At 48.7% G+C, this 15,271-nt stretch carries 11 protein-coding genes; 6 read left to right on the top strand and 5 right to left on the bottom strand.

The genetic code is table 11. From position 1 onward, the window contains the following. Positions 1-155: 155 nt before the first annotated feature. Both HWI92_RS19175 and HWI92_RS19170 read left to right on the top strand, forming a co-directional pair. Positions 156-2,408 carry an ATP-dependent helicase gene (locus tag HWI92_RS19175; RefSeq protein WP_204658268.1) on the top strand — a complete coding sequence of 751 codons (2,253 nt, stop codon included), beginning with the start codon at positions 156-158 and terminating at the stop codon, positions 2,406-2,408. Between the two features lie 114 nt (positions 2,409-2,522). After that, a complete protein-coding gene (locus HWI92_RS19170) occupies positions 2,523-4,019 on the top strand; it encodes a DUF4301 family protein (RefSeq protein WP_204658266.1) in 1,497 nt (498 codons plus the stop codon). Between the two features lie 78 nt (positions 4,020-4,097). Here the strand turns inward: HWI92_RS19170 and HWI92_RS19165 are convergent, their stop codons facing one another. Both HWI92_RS19165 and HWI92_RS19160 read right to left on the bottom strand, forming a co-directional pair. Beyond that, the gene (locus HWI92_RS19165; RefSeq protein ID WP_204658264.1) at positions 4,098-4,571 is read right to left on the bottom strand and encodes an Lrp/AsnC family transcriptional regulator; all 474 of its coding nucleotides are present in this window, start codon (positions 4,569-4,571) and stop codon (positions 4,098-4,100) included. A 185-nt stretch (positions 4,572-4,756) separates the two neighbouring features. After that, on the bottom strand, positions 4,757-5,698 hold the full coding sequence (locus tag HWI92_RS19160) for a GDP-L-fucose synthase family protein (protein ID WP_204658262.1): 942 nt from the start codon (positions 5,696-5,698) through the stop codon (positions 4,757-4,759). A gap of 95 nt (positions 5,699-5,793) precedes the next feature. On the opposite strand from HWI92_RS19160, the gene HWI92_RS19155 reads away from it, so the two are divergent. Then, positions 5,794-6,810 carry a toxin-antitoxin system YwqK family antitoxin gene (locus HWI92_RS19155; protein WP_204658260.1) on the top strand — a complete coding sequence of 339 codons (1,017 nt, stop codon included), beginning with the start codon at positions 5,794-5,796 and terminating at the stop codon, positions 6,808-6,810. 74 nt (positions 6,811-6,884) lie between these two features. Beyond that, complete coding sequence (locus HWI92_RS19150) at positions 6,885-8,576, top strand: hypothetical protein (protein ID WP_204658258.1); 1,692 nt, start codon at positions 6,885-6,887, stop codon at positions 8,574-8,576. On the opposite strand, the gene HWI92_RS19145 is transcribed toward HWI92_RS19150, so the two are convergent. Beyond that, positions 8,573-9,847, bottom strand: a complete 1,275-nt coding sequence (locus HWI92_RS19145) for a D-alanyl-D-alanine carboxypeptidase/D-alanyl-D-alanine-endopeptidase (RefSeq protein ID WP_204658256.1) — start codon at positions 9,845-9,847, stop codon at positions 8,573-8,575. The two genes, HWI92_RS19150 and HWI92_RS19145, sit on opposite strands and share 4 nt — an antisense overlap. A gap of 96 nt (positions 9,848-9,943) precedes the next feature. Between HWI92_RS19145 and HWI92_RS19140 the strand changes: the two genes are divergently transcribed. Continuing rightward, positions 9,944-11,860 carry a RecQ family ATP-dependent DNA helicase gene (locus HWI92_RS19140; RefSeq protein WP_204658254.1) on the top strand — a complete coding sequence of 639 codons (1,917 nt, stop codon included), beginning with the start codon at positions 9,944-9,946 and terminating at the stop codon, positions 11,858-11,860. Between the two features lie 30 nt (positions 11,861-11,890). Next, the gene (locus tag HWI92_RS19135) at positions 11,891-14,215 is read left to right on the top strand and encodes a CehA/McbA family metallohydrolase (RefSeq protein ID WP_204658252.1); all 2,325 of its coding nucleotides are present in this window, start codon (positions 11,891-11,893) and stop codon (positions 14,213-14,215) included. Here HWI92_RS19135 and HWI92_RS19130 read toward each other — a convergent pair. Together HWI92_RS19130 and HWI92_RS19125 are read right to left on the bottom strand one after the other, a co-directional pair. Beyond that, on the bottom strand, positions 14,212-14,529 hold the full coding sequence (locus tag HWI92_RS19130; protein ID WP_204658250.1) for a DUF6787 family protein: 318 nt from the start codon (positions 14,527-14,529) through the stop codon (positions 14,212-14,214). The two genes, HWI92_RS19135 and HWI92_RS19130, sit on opposite strands and share 4 nt — an antisense overlap. Next, positions 14,529-15,260, bottom strand: a complete 732-nt coding sequence (locus tag HWI92_RS19125; protein ID WP_204658248.1) for an RluA family pseudouridine synthase — start codon at positions 15,258-15,260, stop codon at positions 14,529-14,531. The genes HWI92_RS19130 and HWI92_RS19125 overlap by 1 nt, the downstream gene beginning before the upstream one ends. Positions 15,261-15,271 lie beyond the last annotated feature (11 nt).

The following is a 15,271-nucleotide window of genomic DNA, read 5'->3' as shown; positions in this document are numbered from 1 at the left end:
CTATCTCCTGATAACTATTTTTAGATCTTTTAACTCTAAATAAAGACTCTGATGGCAGTCTTCGAACATTAATTGTAAAGGTACTTACAAAGCAAAGACGCATTTACGCGTTTTTCCTAACTTTGACTTTACTAACAACCTGAAAATATACTATCTTGAATCAGGCAGAATATTTGTCGACCCTGAATGAGCCTCAGCGTGAGGCTGTGCTGTATGGAAATGGTCCTCTGATGATCATCGCAGGTGCGGGCTCCGGCAAAACAAGGGTATTGACCTTCCGTATTGCACATCTGATTGAAAACGGGGTAGATCCTTTCCGGATACTTTCCCTGACCTTCACCAATAAGGCTGCCGGTGAGATGCGCTCCCGGATCGAGAAGAACATCGGAACAGAAGCCCGTAATATATGGATGGGCACTTTTCACTCGGTTTTTGCAAAAATCCTGAGAATTGAGTCGAGATACCTGGGCTACACGAGTGACTTCTCCATTTACGACACTGACGATTCCAAATCTTTGCTGCGCAGTATTATCAAGGAGTTTAACCTTGATGATAAGGTATATAAGGCCAATGTGGTTTTCAACCGCATTTCGGGAGCCAAAAACCGCCTGGTATCCGCAGACGACTACATCAACAACCCTGTGATACAGGCAGACGATGATGCGGCTAAAATGAAGGAGATCGGACGTATCTATAAAACGTACGTTACCCGCTGCTTCCAGGCAAATGCCATGGACTTTGACGATCTGCTTTTTAACACAAACGTACTCTTCCGGGATTTTCCTGATGTTTTGTACAAATACCAGCACAAATTTCAGCATGTCCTGGTGGATGAGTTCCAGGATACCAACGTGTCGCAATACCTTATTACGAGAAAGCTTTCTGCTGTACACCGTAATATATGTGTGGTAGGGGACGATGCCCAGAGTATTTATGCATTCCGCGGTGCCAACATTGAAAATATCCTCAATTTTGAGAAAGACTTCCCAGACGTAAAAACCGTCAAGTTGGAACAGAATTACCGCTCTACAAGCACCATTGTAAAGGCTGCAAACTCGGTTATTGCGCGCAACAAAGCGCAGCTCAAAAAGGAAACTTTCACCGAAAATGAAGACGGGGCATTGATCGACGTGATCAAGGCTGGATCAGACAATGAAGAAGGCCGGCTTGTAGCAACGTCCATATTCGAGGAGAAAATGCAGAAATCGCTCCGGAATGAGAATTTTGCCATTTTGTACCGCACCAATGCACAGTCGCGCTCATTTGAAGAAGCACTCCGAAAGCTGGGTATCAAGTACCGCATCATCGGAGGCCAGTCTTTTTACCAGAGAAAAGAAATAAAGGATTTGCTGGCATATCTTCGTTTTACTGTAAACCAGCGGGATGAAGAAGCTTTCAAACGCATTATCAATCTTCCGAAAAGAGGGATAGGAGACACTACTGTTGCCAAAATAGCGGTATCGGCGGCCGAGAACAACAAACCTATCTGGGAAGTAGTATCCAACATCGGCAGCTATGCAAGCGGCCGTACGATCACGGCCATCGACCAGTTTGCGACTTTAATCAAAAGCTTCAAAATTTTAATAGAAGAAGGTAAGGATGCCTATGATGTAGCAGCTCACATTGCAAAAGCGTCAGGACTACTGAGGGAATTGTATGAGGACAAAACCGTGGAAGGTCTCTCGCGCTATGAAAACGTGCAGGAACTCCTCAACGGGATCAAGGAGTTTGTGGACAGTGACGAAAATGAAGACAAAACATTAAGCGCATTTCTGCAATCGGTATCGCTGTTGACCAATGCTGACGAACCCGACGAAAACGAGGACAATGACCGGGTTACCATGATGACCATTCACTCGGCCAAAGGACTGGAATTCCGCAATGTCTTTGTCGTGGGCCTTGAAGAAGATCTTTTTCCAAGTCAGATCATGCTCGAAAGCCGTCAGGACCTGGAAGAGGAGCGGCGCCTGTTTTATGTCGCTATCACCCGGGCCGAAAAAAAGCTCACCTTTTCCTATGCTGAAAGCCGCTATCAGTGGGGGCGTATCAAAATGTGCGAACCCAGCCGCTTCCTGCTTGAAGTGGAACCGCATTTCATGAACCTTACTGCAAGCTCGCGCGATACCATTCCCCCGATCACTTCTTTTGTAAGGAACCTTGCACCACGCAAGCCCGCCGAGTCAGCGGTGAGTACCGCAGCAGCCATGCATGTACCCTCGGCAGATTTTGTACCTACGGATACTTTCGACCTCGCTGAGGGTGACAAAGTGGAGCATCTGAAGTTCGGGTTTGGCCAGGTAATCAAAATGGATGTAAATGGCAGTGACCGGAAGGCTACCGTCAAATTCGACCTCGTAGGGGAAAAAACATTATTGTTAAGTTTTGCCAAACTGCGCGTCCTGAAATAAATATCTTAATTTGGTTATACTAAGTTTGCGCCCGGCTTTACTATAAAAGCAAGGAATTTTTACTCAACAAATAAAGGGGACACCCTAAAACTTCACTGATTAAACGTTAACATTATGTTTATTGAAAAAGACGTTCTGCAAATACAAAAACGCGGAAGCGATATTACCACAGTCGAACAGCAGGTCAGATATTTTGAAAGCGGGTTCCCTTTTCTTCAATTGTCAAAAGCAGCTACCGTGGGCGATGGGATTATCCGCCTCACAGAAGATGAAATAGCTACCATTGTCTCTGAATTTGATAAAAGTGCTTCGGATGCAGAAAGCGCACTGCTCAAATTTGTACCCGCCTCAGGCGCTGCAACACGCATGTTCAAATCGCTTTTTTCTTTTTTGGAAAACGATAAAAAAGATAAGTCGGTGGACGAATTTTTCGATCGCCTGAGCGACTTCGCTTTCTATGAAGACCTGAAAACCTGCATGGCAGCTGACGGCATTTCCATTGAAAGCGCAGATGAAAAAACCGTTGCTTCCTACTTCCTGACCAGCAAAGGACTGGGATACGGCGAACTGCCCAAAGGACTTCTTAAATTCCATAATTATGAGGACCGCGCACGTACTCCTCTTGAAGAACACCTCGTGGAAGGCGCGAGGTACGCTAATGCAGGCGGAAATGTACAGATCCACTTTACCGTTTCACCCGAGCACCGCGACAAGTTTGAGAAGCTCGTTGTAGAGGTTCTTCCAGCTTACCAGACCAAATTCGGCGTGAAATATATGGTATCCTTTTCGGAGCAGAAAAGCGCTACGGATACCATTGCTGTGAACCCGGATAATACACCTTTCCGTGAGAAGGATGGCAGCCTGCTTTTCAGGCCGGCCGGCCATGGTGCGCTGCTCGACAACCTGGGCCAGCTCGACGCGGATATTATTTTTATCAAAAACATAGACAACGTGGTACCCGACCACCTGAAAAATGACACCATAACCTATAAAAAGGCATTGGCAGGCATTGTAATCAGGTACCAGAAGCTGTTGTTCAAATACCTTGAAAAGCTCAAAACGTCCGCTGATCCGGCGCTGCTGGCAGAACTTGATACTTTCCTGAGAAATGAGCTTTGTGTAATGCCTCCTGCCGGGTTTGAATCTTTTTCGGAAGATGAAAAGAAGGCATACTTTATTGAAAAACTGAACCGGCCGCTGCGGGTATGCGGAATGGTTAAAAACCAGGGAGAGCCTGGTGGAGGACCTTTCTGGGCAGAAAATGCAGACGGATCTTCATCATTGCAAATCGTTGAGTCTGCGCAGGTTGACTTTGACAATGCGCAGCAAAGCGAGATTTTCAAAAACTCTACGCACTTCAATCCGGTAGATCTGGTATGCGGCGTAAAAGACAGCCGCGGCGAGTTGTTTGACCTGAAAAAATACCGCGATCCGAAAACCGGATTTATTACAGGCAAATCGAAAGATGGTAAAGATCTGAAAGCACAGGAGCTGCCCGGGCTGTGGAACGGGGCTATGGCCGACTGGAACACGCTTTTCGTGGAAGTACCGCTGATTACCTTCAATCCGGTAAAAACGGTCAATGACCTTTTGCGCGAGCAGCACCAGTAATATCAAATTGAAAATAAATAAAACGCCCCGCAACAGCTGTTGCGGGGCGTTTTATTTATCGGATGTACAAGAATCAGATCATGGGATAGGCAGTACCTTGCTTTCTTTGAATGTAGACAGGATTACCATTGTTTGTGTGCTTGCTACCTCTTCAATTTCGTTGATTTTTTCGAGCATCAGCTTCTGATAAGTACTGATATCTTTTGAAATAACCCGCAAAAGGAAATCACCTGTTCCAGTGATGTGGTGACACTCAATTACCTCAGGAATTGCATTGATTTTCTCCACAAATGACTCTGTTACCGCTTTGCGGTGACCTACCAGCGATATGGAAACGAATGTACTCACGCCCAAGCCAACCTTCTCGGGTTCAAGCTGCGCGTGGTAACTTTTGATAATGCCCGATTGTTCCAGTTTTTTAACGCGTTCCAGCGTAGGAGCAGGGGAAAGTCCGATTTCTTTGGATAGCTGCGCGTTAGTTATTTTTGCATTGGTCTGTAAGATCTCGAGTACTTTACGATCTATTTGGTCTAACTTAATAATGGCCGACATTTCTCTATGACTAAGGTTTTATATGCTTCCTTTTCTAAGGCGCTGTAAAACTAATTAGTTTCCCGAAGAATCTTGTAATTATATATTGAAAATTTGTCTAAAATAAGAATTATCGTAGGCTAAATTGAAATAAAGTGTTTAAATATTACGCCCGGCCTTACCTCAACGTACTAGCACAAACGCATTTATACTGCATAAATCTCCTGCTTTTCAAGAAAATCCTGATAAGTAAGTCTGATTCCTTCTTCCAGCTCAATGCGGTGCTTCCAGCCCAGGGCATGCAATTTCGACACATCCATGAGCTTTCTTGGCGTACCGTCCGGCTTATCCGTATTCCAGTGGATTTCACCTTCGAAACCGACAATCGTCCTGATCATTTCAGCAAGTGCTTTGATAGGTACATCTGCACCTACGCCGATGTTCAGGAATCCGGCTTCGTCATATTCCTGCATCAGGAAAAAGCATGCATCTGCAAGGTCATCCGCATGTAAAAACTCCCGCAGCGGCGAACCTGAGCCCCATAGCTCTACAAACTCGCGCTTTTCCTCTTTTGCCTCATGAAACTTCCGGATCATTGCGGGCAGCACGTGCGAATTGTTGAGATCGTAATTATCATTGGGCCCGTACAGGTTGGTAGGCATAACCGAAATGAAATTACAGCCATATTGCGAGCGGTAGGCTTCACACATTTTTATTCCGGCAATCTTAGCAATTGCGTAAGGCTCGTTGGTAGGTTCAAGCAAGCCGGTCAGCAGCGACGATTCCTGCAAAGGCTGGGGAGCAAGCTTGGGATAAATGCAGCTTGATCCTAAAAACATCAGCTTTTTGGCATCACTGCGGTACGAACTGTCAATTACATTATTCTGGATCAGCAGATTATCATTCAGGAACTCGGCGCGATAAATATTGTTGGCCATAATGCCGCCTACTTTGGCTGCTGCCAGAAATACATACTCCGGGCGCTCGGCCTCAAAAAATGCCCGCACGGCATGCTGATCACGCAGGTCCAGCTCCGACGAGGTTTTCAGTACCAGATTGGTATAACCCTCCTGCACAAGCTTACGGTGAATAGCGGAACCAACCATTCCGCGATGGCCTGCAATGTAAATTTTAGCGCTTTTTTCCACCCTGTTTCTTTAAATTTGTATGGTGATAATCAATATCCAAATGAGCCGTTTCGTTACAAAAGTAACAATCTCCTGTAAGAAAAATTCATATACACATGCGTAGCGTAATTCTGGCCGGTTGCATTTTCTTTTCAGTTCTGACAACGTCTGCAAAGGCCCAGTCGGAGCCAAAACAAGCTGCGCCGCCGGCCTGGTTGCCCAAAGAAAATGTAAAAAAGGATACGGCGAACCGAGCGAAAGACCTGAAGTCCTTTGTTTCAGGCCTGGATCCGGTGGTCAGCACATCACTGCCGGGGGCTAATGGAAAATCCGGAAACTTGTCCACGCTACTCGGAGAGACCATCCCTGACCTGGGTTTGAAAGTTAAAGAGTACAAAAGCCAGAAAAAGGAGCGCAAACGCAGGAAAGAGAAAGCCAAACTTTCCCGTGTGGAGTACGAAGGCGTACCCATGACCGCAATGTCTGTCAAGTACGGCAGCGGCGAGCGTGCCTCGGTAGAGTCTTTTCATGTGTTGAAAGAATACAAGCCGATGAACCCATATGTGAGGGCCACAGAAACGCGCTGGTATGATAAGAAAAGCAGGAAATTAAGTTCTGCAGTGGTCAAGGACAAAGACCAGGCACTGCCTCTTCACGGTTCATACAGGAAGTACAACGGAGAAAATCTTATTGAGGAAGGCTACTATTACATGGGTGTAAAAGATGGCCGATGGGTGAAATACGATACCAAATACAATCTGATCGACAAATCAATGTGGAACCGCGGCTTCCCGGCCGACTCCCGCATTACTTACTACGACTCATCGCATACGCAGATCAAGGAGGTTGTTCCGGTAGCTTTTGGCGAAGTAGAGGGAGAGTTCCTGAAATTTTACAAGGAAGGCCAGCTGATGACGAGCGGCAAATATGACGATGGTAAAAAGGTAGGCCGCTGGGTGGAATACTACCAGTTCCGCCGGCAGCGTAAAAAAGAAATCCAATATCCTAAAACAGCTTGGGAAGAGAATTTTGAACCATTTGTATTGCGTGAATGGGACGAAAAAGGCAAGCTGCTTTACGACTACACCAAAGACCCCCGCGCCTCTGCCGAAGAGGAGGAAACCGAAAATTAGCCCTCATCCGGGTTGACAATCATTGCACTCCTGCTTAACTAGCGTGCTCAAACAACAGCACGCAAGCATTCGTTATGCCATTTTCTCCCTCCGGCTTCCTTTTCAGAAATACCTGGTTTGCCATACTTCTCTGTATTCTCCCACTGCTGCTATATGCCTGGTTTTTCCAATCCATTTCCCTTAATGTCAACTACATAGCATTTGACGACATTATGATTCTGGGTGTCATCCCGGGATTTGAAGGTGCAGGCTGGCTTGAAAAGTGGAAGCTGCTTACCACACTTTTTCCCGAACACCGGCTGGTATTTTCCCGCTCGGTGATCCTCTTTCTTAATGGCGTTTTCGGCAGGGTAGACCTGGTCTGGCTGATGATCATCGCTAACTTGTGCTGGGCTTTGTGCGGCTGGATATTTTACCGGGCATTTGCACGTTTACAGCTCCCGCTCTGGTACTTTGTTCCCGTGCTCTGGCTGTGGTTCAATGTACAATCCTTTGAAAACATATTCTGGGGCGTGAGCTCACTCTGCAACTTCGGAGTGATCCTGTTTGTACTCTCAGCCATGTTCCTGGCGGCTTACAAGCCTCACCGGCTCCTTCCCGCATTGATGTTCTGCATTGCAGCCACGTTCACCTACGGCAATGGAATGATGGCTTTCGCAGTAACAGGATGCATTTACTGGCTCGCCGGACATCATCGGTCCTTCTTTATTACGCTGGGCACTGCGGTCCTCGTAGCTGCAATTTATTTTATTGATTTCACCCCCATCACCCAAAGCATCAACCCGGCTGACCCTGCCGAAGTAAGAGATGGCCTCGCCGGATTCTCAGGTTTTATCGGCTCCATTGCTACTTTGTCGGCATATGGGCTCAGTACCCGGGTCATGTACCTGGCGGTTGCTGCGGGAGTTGTGTTTATCCTTACTCTCCTCTTTTTGTATCGATATCAGGTACTGCTCCTGACCCGTGCAGTACTCCGGAAATCGCCCTATAATAATCAGGGAGCACTGTTTGCGCTGGCTATCTGTATGTTTACAGCCATTACAGCACTGGCATTGGCTTACAAGCGCATTCCTACAGACACGTTCGAAGGTATGTTCAAAGGCAGGTACCGGATGTACTCCACATTGTGGTGTGTAGCCATGTATCTGGGATTTTTATCTGTTACAAAAAAACGCGCAAACCTGGCACTCTGGATTGTTCCTGCTTCCATTTTGCTTAATCTGATGATACTGCACAGCAACTTTGCAGATGCAGTGAATAACCGGCGGGCTGCGGTGGTACAGGAGTTCAATGCGCGCTACAATGCGGATTGGCTCGGAATTAAGATGTTCTCCATGGATCAGGCGCATTTTGAGAAAATACGTTCTTACTACCAGTCTTCTGATCCGCTGGCTGAGGGCTGGGAGCCGGGGTCACCGGAGCCGGTAGTGTGTGACAGTACCTACAAGCCTGATAGCGTCATGCAACGTGGCGGTCACGTGCTCGTGCATTACTACAACAATTTTTTTACCCCTGAAAAAGACTATACAGATGGTGCCTATGTGCTGCTGAAATCCGCGCGGCACGTATATGCAGCCCCGCCCGGCCAGCTTGCTGTACCGCTCAAAACAACCCTGCGACGTGGTATGTACTTCTCCAAAGGTGTATATGCGGGCTTTCATCAGGCTACCATTGAGCCCGGTCTTTACCAGATCTATCTGCTGGTACGGAAAAATGGCAAAAACAGGATTTACTGCACGGGAGAAACCTGGAACGAAAAACTTTAAAACCGGTCGTGCAGGCCGGTAAGGATACGTGCTACTTCCTTTCTTACTTCGGCGGAAGACCGGGTGAAGTTGTTATTCATAAAGCTGAAAGCCAGTAATTTACCTTTCTTTGTTACCAGGTATCCGCTCAGGTTGTAATTGTTGGCCAGGCTTCCTGTTTTTGCAAAAACAAAGGGCTCACTTCCCTGAAAAAGGTTCTTCAATGTGCCTGATTTCCCGCCTGCAGGCAGGATACTGAACAGCCGCTGCTGCGGTACCTTATCGTAAATCTTATCCAGCAGAGCCACAATGCTGCGGGGCGTAAACAGGTTGTACCGGCTCAGCCCGGAACCATCCTTCCAGACGGGCTTATCGGGCAGGTCAGACAAATGGTGTTCGATGGCATGTGCAATCGCTTTTTCCGTATTCAGTGGCAGGTTATTGACAGATGCGTATAACAACATCAGCTGCTCGGCCATCATATTGTCGCTGGCCTGCATCATATGCGTATAAAGTGAGTCTGACAGGATGCTGTAAACCTTTTTAACTTCAATTTCGAGCGGAATGTTGATCAGTTTGATGTCCTTTTTCAGCGTATCTCCCAGCAGCTCCATAGCCACCACCTCCGACATACGTACCGGCACATCCTGCATCAGCCCCGCGGCTAGGGCCATTTTCGGGTGGCGAAATACGTTTTTATCTTCTTCCCTCACAATACCCGCCGCATTGGAATCCAGCACGGCTGCCTTTCGCCAGAATGCGGGTTTTACATCAAATTCCTGGGCTGAAATACCCGTAAAGCGCGCTATGTTGCCATAAACCGGCATAGGGGAAACTTCCGGCTGGTAGTAATCATTGTAGTCGTTCCATGCCCAGCCGGCACCAAAACGCTTGTTTTCATAATTGTAGGGGGTAAAAAACAACTGCTCCTTCCGCGACTTCAGAAAATCGTATACTTTACTGTGAGGCAGGTCGGGGTGTAAAAGTGAAGGATCGCCCGTGCCGCGGATAATCAGCAGCTCGCCCCATTCCAAATACTCCAATCCCGGAACCGAGTCGCCCAGGGCACATAGTCCGGCATAAAAGCTGAACAACTTGGTATTGGAGGCAGGTGTAAAATACCTGGCATCCTGGTAAGAAGCGAGGGTTTTGCGGGTTTTTAAATCCTGCACCGAAACACCTGTGTGCTGCTGACTTAAAACAGCAGAGTTTTTAAGTTCTTTATTGAGATAGCGGGACACCGAGCAGCCCGACAGGCCAATAATACCCAGGAGAAAGATAAGCGTGCGCATGGATGTTCTTTGAAATGGAGAAAAGCAAATATAATATCTGACCGATATTATATTCGTACTTTGTACTTCAACAAACACACAGCCCCGTCAACTCCGATGACCGACCTCCATGCCATTTTAAAGCAATACTGGGGTTACGACCATTTCCGTCCCGTACAGGAAGATGCAATCCTGACCATATTGCAGGGCATTGACGCGCTGGTGCTACTGCCTACCGGTGGAGGAAAGTCTGTGTGCTTTCAGGTACCTGTGATGATGATGGAAGGTGTTTGTATTGTAGTAACGCCGCTCATCGCATTGATGAAAGACCAGGTGGAGCAGCTCAAACGAAGGAACATTCCTGCCGCGGCAATTTACTCAGGTATGGGCCGCAATGAGATCGACATTACGCTTGACAACTGCATTCACGGAAATACCAAATTCCTTTACGTATCCCCGGAACGACTGCGTACCGACATTATGATTGCGCGTACCAAACTGATGAAGGTATGTCTGCTCGCTATCGACGAAGCGCATTGCATTTCAGCTTGGGGATATGACTTCAGGCCGGCCTACCTGCTGATTGCACAGTTCCGCCAGCTTATACCCGGCGTACGGGTAATGGCACTCACGGCCACAGCCACCGAAGAGGTCCGGACAGACATCCTGGATAAGCTTGAAATGCGTAATGCGCGTGTCTTTAAACAGTCTTTTGCGCGCGCCAACCTGTCGTACTCGGCTTTTCAGGAAGAAAACAAGGAGCGCAAATTGATTCAGATACTTAAAAATGTAAGCGGTACGGCCATCGTGTATGTGCGAACCCGCAAGCGCACCAAAGACCTTGCCGACTGGCTAAACCGCCAGGGGATCAGCGCAGCTGCTTACCATGCGGGCCTGCCTTTCCGCGAACGTTCCGACAGGCAGTCGGCCTGGATCAGCAATAAACTGCGTGTGATGGTGGCTACCAATGCGTTTGGAATGGGCATTGACAAGCCGGACGTGCGCTGCGTGATCCACTACGACCTGCCCGACAGTCCGGAGGCTTACTACCAGGAGGCAGGCCGCGCAGGCCGTGATGAAGCCAAGGCTTACGCCGTAGCCTTGTTTAACAAACTTGACCTTGAAGAACTCACAGCCAGCATTGAGCGCCAGTACCCGCCCGCTGAGAAGATCCGGCGGGTATACCAAGCATTGGCCAATTACTACAAAATCCCTGTAGGCGGGGGCGAATTTTTGGGAGCAGACTTTGATATACAGGAGTTTACAGGCACTTTCGGATTGCCGGCCAGTGAAACCCACTATGCATTAAAGCTTTTGTCGGAGGAGGGGTTTATTCAACTCAGTGAAAACTTCAGTGAGCCTTCGCGCCTTCATTTTTTGATCGATAACAGACAGCTATACGACTTTCAGCTCAGGTACCCCGACTTTGATCCTTTCATCAAGCTGCTGCTGCGGCTTTACGGAGGCGAACTGTTTTCGGAGTACGTCCGCATTTCGGAGACCGAAATTGCGCAGGTTTTTTATGCTCCCGAAACAGAGGTGCTCCGGCGGCTTAAGTTTTTGCAGGAAAGAGAAATTCTTGATTACGAGCCCCGGCGCGACAAGCCCCAGCTTACCTGGCTCACACCCCGCTATGATGCTGCCAATTTGCCTTTGAATGTTTATGAAATTGGTAGAAAAAAAGAGCGTGACCTGGCCAAGGCGCAGGCTGTGGTGCAATATGTATCGCACACCCGCATTTGCAGGACCCTGCTGCTGCTCGAATATTTCAATGAGTTTGATGCGCAGGAGTGTGGGATTTGTGATAATTGTTTAAAAAAGAAGAAAGAGGAAGGCGGTACTCTGGCCACACTGCAATCTGTTTTGCTGCAATACCTGGAAACAAACGGCCCCATAGCTCCGTATGACCTTGGTAGTGTATTCGACCAATATCCGGAGAGTGACCTGAGAGCCACGCTTGAAAGCCTGCTGACTGCCGAAACCATTCTTTACGATCCTTCCGGGCGGCTGGCGCTCTCGCGCCATTTGCATTGAAAAAAAGACAAAAAAGCTTTTCCTGCGCTTATGAAGGCACTTTTTACCACTTTGCTGCTGCTGGTATCACTGGTACAGCCGCTCTTTGCACAACATCACGAACATGCCGCACCAACCTTGCCGGTACGTGAAGCAGATCCGCAGCCTCTGCTCGCTCAGGCCCTGCGGCTAAACGAGGCACTGTCTTTTTCAGGTAATGCATTATCAGGCACAGACCAGGAAAAGTTGAAAGCTCTGGCCGACAAGCCTCTCAATGCAGAAACTGTTGCCGCTGTTCAGCAGATCCTGGATCCTTATTGCCTGAACATGGTGCATATCAATCCTGAAAGTCGCGTGAAAGTAGAGCGGGGGCCGGTCAGGGCGGTTCTGGTGCAGGGTGGCTGGACAAGTTTTCTGGTAAAAGTCATCAATGAGGCCGGCGTGACAGCTCCGTTGATGGTTACCAGTCCGCATGCTGCAAAGCCTTACCATGCTCCCTCTTTTGAGCCCAGGGTAAAGCCCGAGCACCAGCTCACACCCGGACAGGTTGCCAATCGTTTTATTGAAATACAAACGTACACCGGTAAGCCGCTGCAGACACATTTATCGGGCCTGAAACTGGAATATGCCGTAGTTCAGGTTTATAGCAAGGATGCCGGCCAGCGCGAGGTGGAAGTAAGCTACCATGTCGGACAGGGCTCACAGGACCTGGGTTTTCGCAATGCTACCGCCATTCTTTTTGATGTAAAACCAGCCGTAAAGGTGAAGCTGCGCATACTGGATTTTGACGGAAAACCCGCGATGGCCTCGCTGCTGATTACCGACAGCCAGGAACATGCATCCGGCAGATTCTCGGGCATTTATCCATTGCCTTCCAGACGGGTAGCGTCTTCGGACGAATATCCCGACTTCTTTTTTCAGCCTCAGATTTACCGCAACCATGGCGAGCATGTATCACTGGCAGCAGGCAAGTACCGCATCCGGTATACCCGCGGGCCCGAATATGTACCGCAGCTGCTCGAAGCAGAAATCCCGCAGGCAGACTCTGCCGAGGTGACTTTGCAGCTGAAAAGGTGGATTAACATGCGCCAGCTCGGCTGGTACAGCGGCGACCATCACGTACATGCCGCCGGGTGCAGCCACTACGACAGTCCGACGGAAGGTGTGGATCCTAAAAATATTTTCAGGCAGGCATTGGGGGAAGATCTGAATGTGGCAGTCAATCTCGCCTGGGGACCCAGCTGGTATCATCAAAAAACCTTCTTTACTGCTCAGAATGACCCACTTTCCGATACAAACAATATTATGCGCAATGATGTGGAAGTGTCAGGATTCCCTTCGTCGCATGCAGGGCATATTGTATTATTAAGGATAAAAGAGGATGATTATCCCGGCACCAGCGACATTGAGCAATGGCCCAGCTGGACGGCTCCGGTACTTGCCTGGGCCAGGGCGCAGGGCGGAGTAGTGGGGTATGCGCACTCCGGCTGGGGACTCGAACCTTTGCAGCCTACCAACGACCTTCCGAACTATATAACCCCTAAAATGGACGGGATCGGGGCCAATGAATACATTGTGACTGTCACGCAGGGGCTGGTCGATTTTTATAGTGCGGGCGATACGCCTGCACCCTGGGAACTAAACATGTACTACCACACGCTGAATTGCGGGTTCGAGACCAGGCTCAGCGGTGAAACGGACTTTCCGTGCATTACCGATGCCCGGGTAGGGCAGGCGAGGAGCTACTTCAAGCCTGAGGGGAGCTTTACCTATGACGGCTACGTGGAAGGACTAAAAAGCGGCAGAAGCTATGTGTCTGACGGCAAATCACATCTGATGGATTTTACGATAAACGGCAGGTCATCAGGTGATGAGAATGGTATTCTGGTCGTTCCGAAAGGTACTCCACTGGCCATTTCAGCCAGCATAGCAGCTTACCTGCCCGAAAAGCAGGATAGTGCGGGGCGGGCCGCAGCACGTGCGCACCTCAGCAAAATGCCCTACTGGGATATTGAGCGTGCCAGGATCGGACAAAGCAGGCAGGTGAAAGCAGAGCTGATCATCAATGGAAAGGTAGTTGAGACAAAAGCAATCGAAGCGGATGGAAGTGTCCGTGAAATACGGTTCAGCTACAAGCCCGGAAAGTCGTGCTGGGCAGCAGTGCGGGTATTTCCGAGCTCACATTCCAACCCGGTTTTTATCCATGTTGACGGCAAGCCGGTGCGTGAAAAAAGCAGCGCCGAATGGTGCCTTGCAGCCCTCGAACAATGCTGGAAAATGAAAGAGCCGAATATCAGGGCAGGGGAGAAAGCAGATGCAAAGGCAATGTACGAGAAAGCGCGGGATGTGTACCGGCAAAGAATAGCCGGGAACTAGCTCTGGCCGGCTGGTTTTTTCCTGAAAACAGATCCTATCCTGCCAAACATGCGCTTTTCAAAAGCCCAAAAGAACCCGAACTTGCCCCATATCCAGCCCCATGCCAGCAATATGACCTGGTACAGCGGAAGAATCACCAGGATATTCACGGTCCACCGAAGCCAGGCAGGAGAAGCAGTGGTAAGACCGACAAGACTGAATAATGCCTTTTTTACATACAAAACTGAAAAACCGGTACAGGCAAAAACGAGCAGAATGATCAGGACGTCCCATCCATTCTTCACGTTCCAGCGCTGTTTCAGTTTTTCAATCATTATTCATACAAAAAGTCAAGATGTTCCGGCTTGATCTCCTCCTGGTCCAGCGTAAGAAATTCCTCCCAGAATGCATCATTGGGAACGCCTGCGCGGCATAGCATTGGTTCTTTTTTGACGGGATGGTCAAAAAACAAGCGGCGCGCGTGCAAATTGATACTGCCGTCGGAATTGCCTTTGGGATAACCGTATTTTACATCGCCGCGGATCGGGCAATTCATGGAGGCAAGCTGTACGCGTATCTGGTGCGGCCGGCCTGTAATAGGATTTACTTCCAGCAAATGGTAGCTGTTAAGCGTTCCAAGTACGCGGTACGACAGCTCAGCCCGGTGGGTTCCGGGTTTTTCATAGTCGTAAGCAGTTGTAATGTTCCGGTTTTCATCCTTCGAAAGCCAATGCACAAGCTTGCCTTTTTTCTCTGCCGGCTTGTTCCTGACCACCGCCCAGTACGTTTTCTGCACGTCGCGCTTCCTGAAAATTTCATTCATGCGTTCCAATGCCTTGGACGTACGGGCAAATACCACAAGTCCGCTGACAGGCCTGTCGAGCCGGTGTACGGTTCCCAGAAATACAGCTCCCGGCTTGTTGTAAGTCTCTTTGATATAATCCTTGACCATATCCAGCAGGCATTTGTCGCCTGTGGCGTCGCCTTGCACCAGTATGCCGGGTTCCTTGTTGACAATGATCAGGTGATTGTCTTCATAAACAACCCTGAAAGGTTTATTAGCCATTTTATTTATAT

Source organism: Dyadobacter sandarakinus, assembly GCF_016894445.1.
GTDB lineage: Bacteria > Bacteroidota > Bacteroidia > Cytophagales > Spirosomataceae > Dyadobacter > Dyadobacter sandarakinus.
Note: the sequence above shows the minus strand (reverse complement) of the source record. Positions and strands in the feature narration are given on the sequence as shown.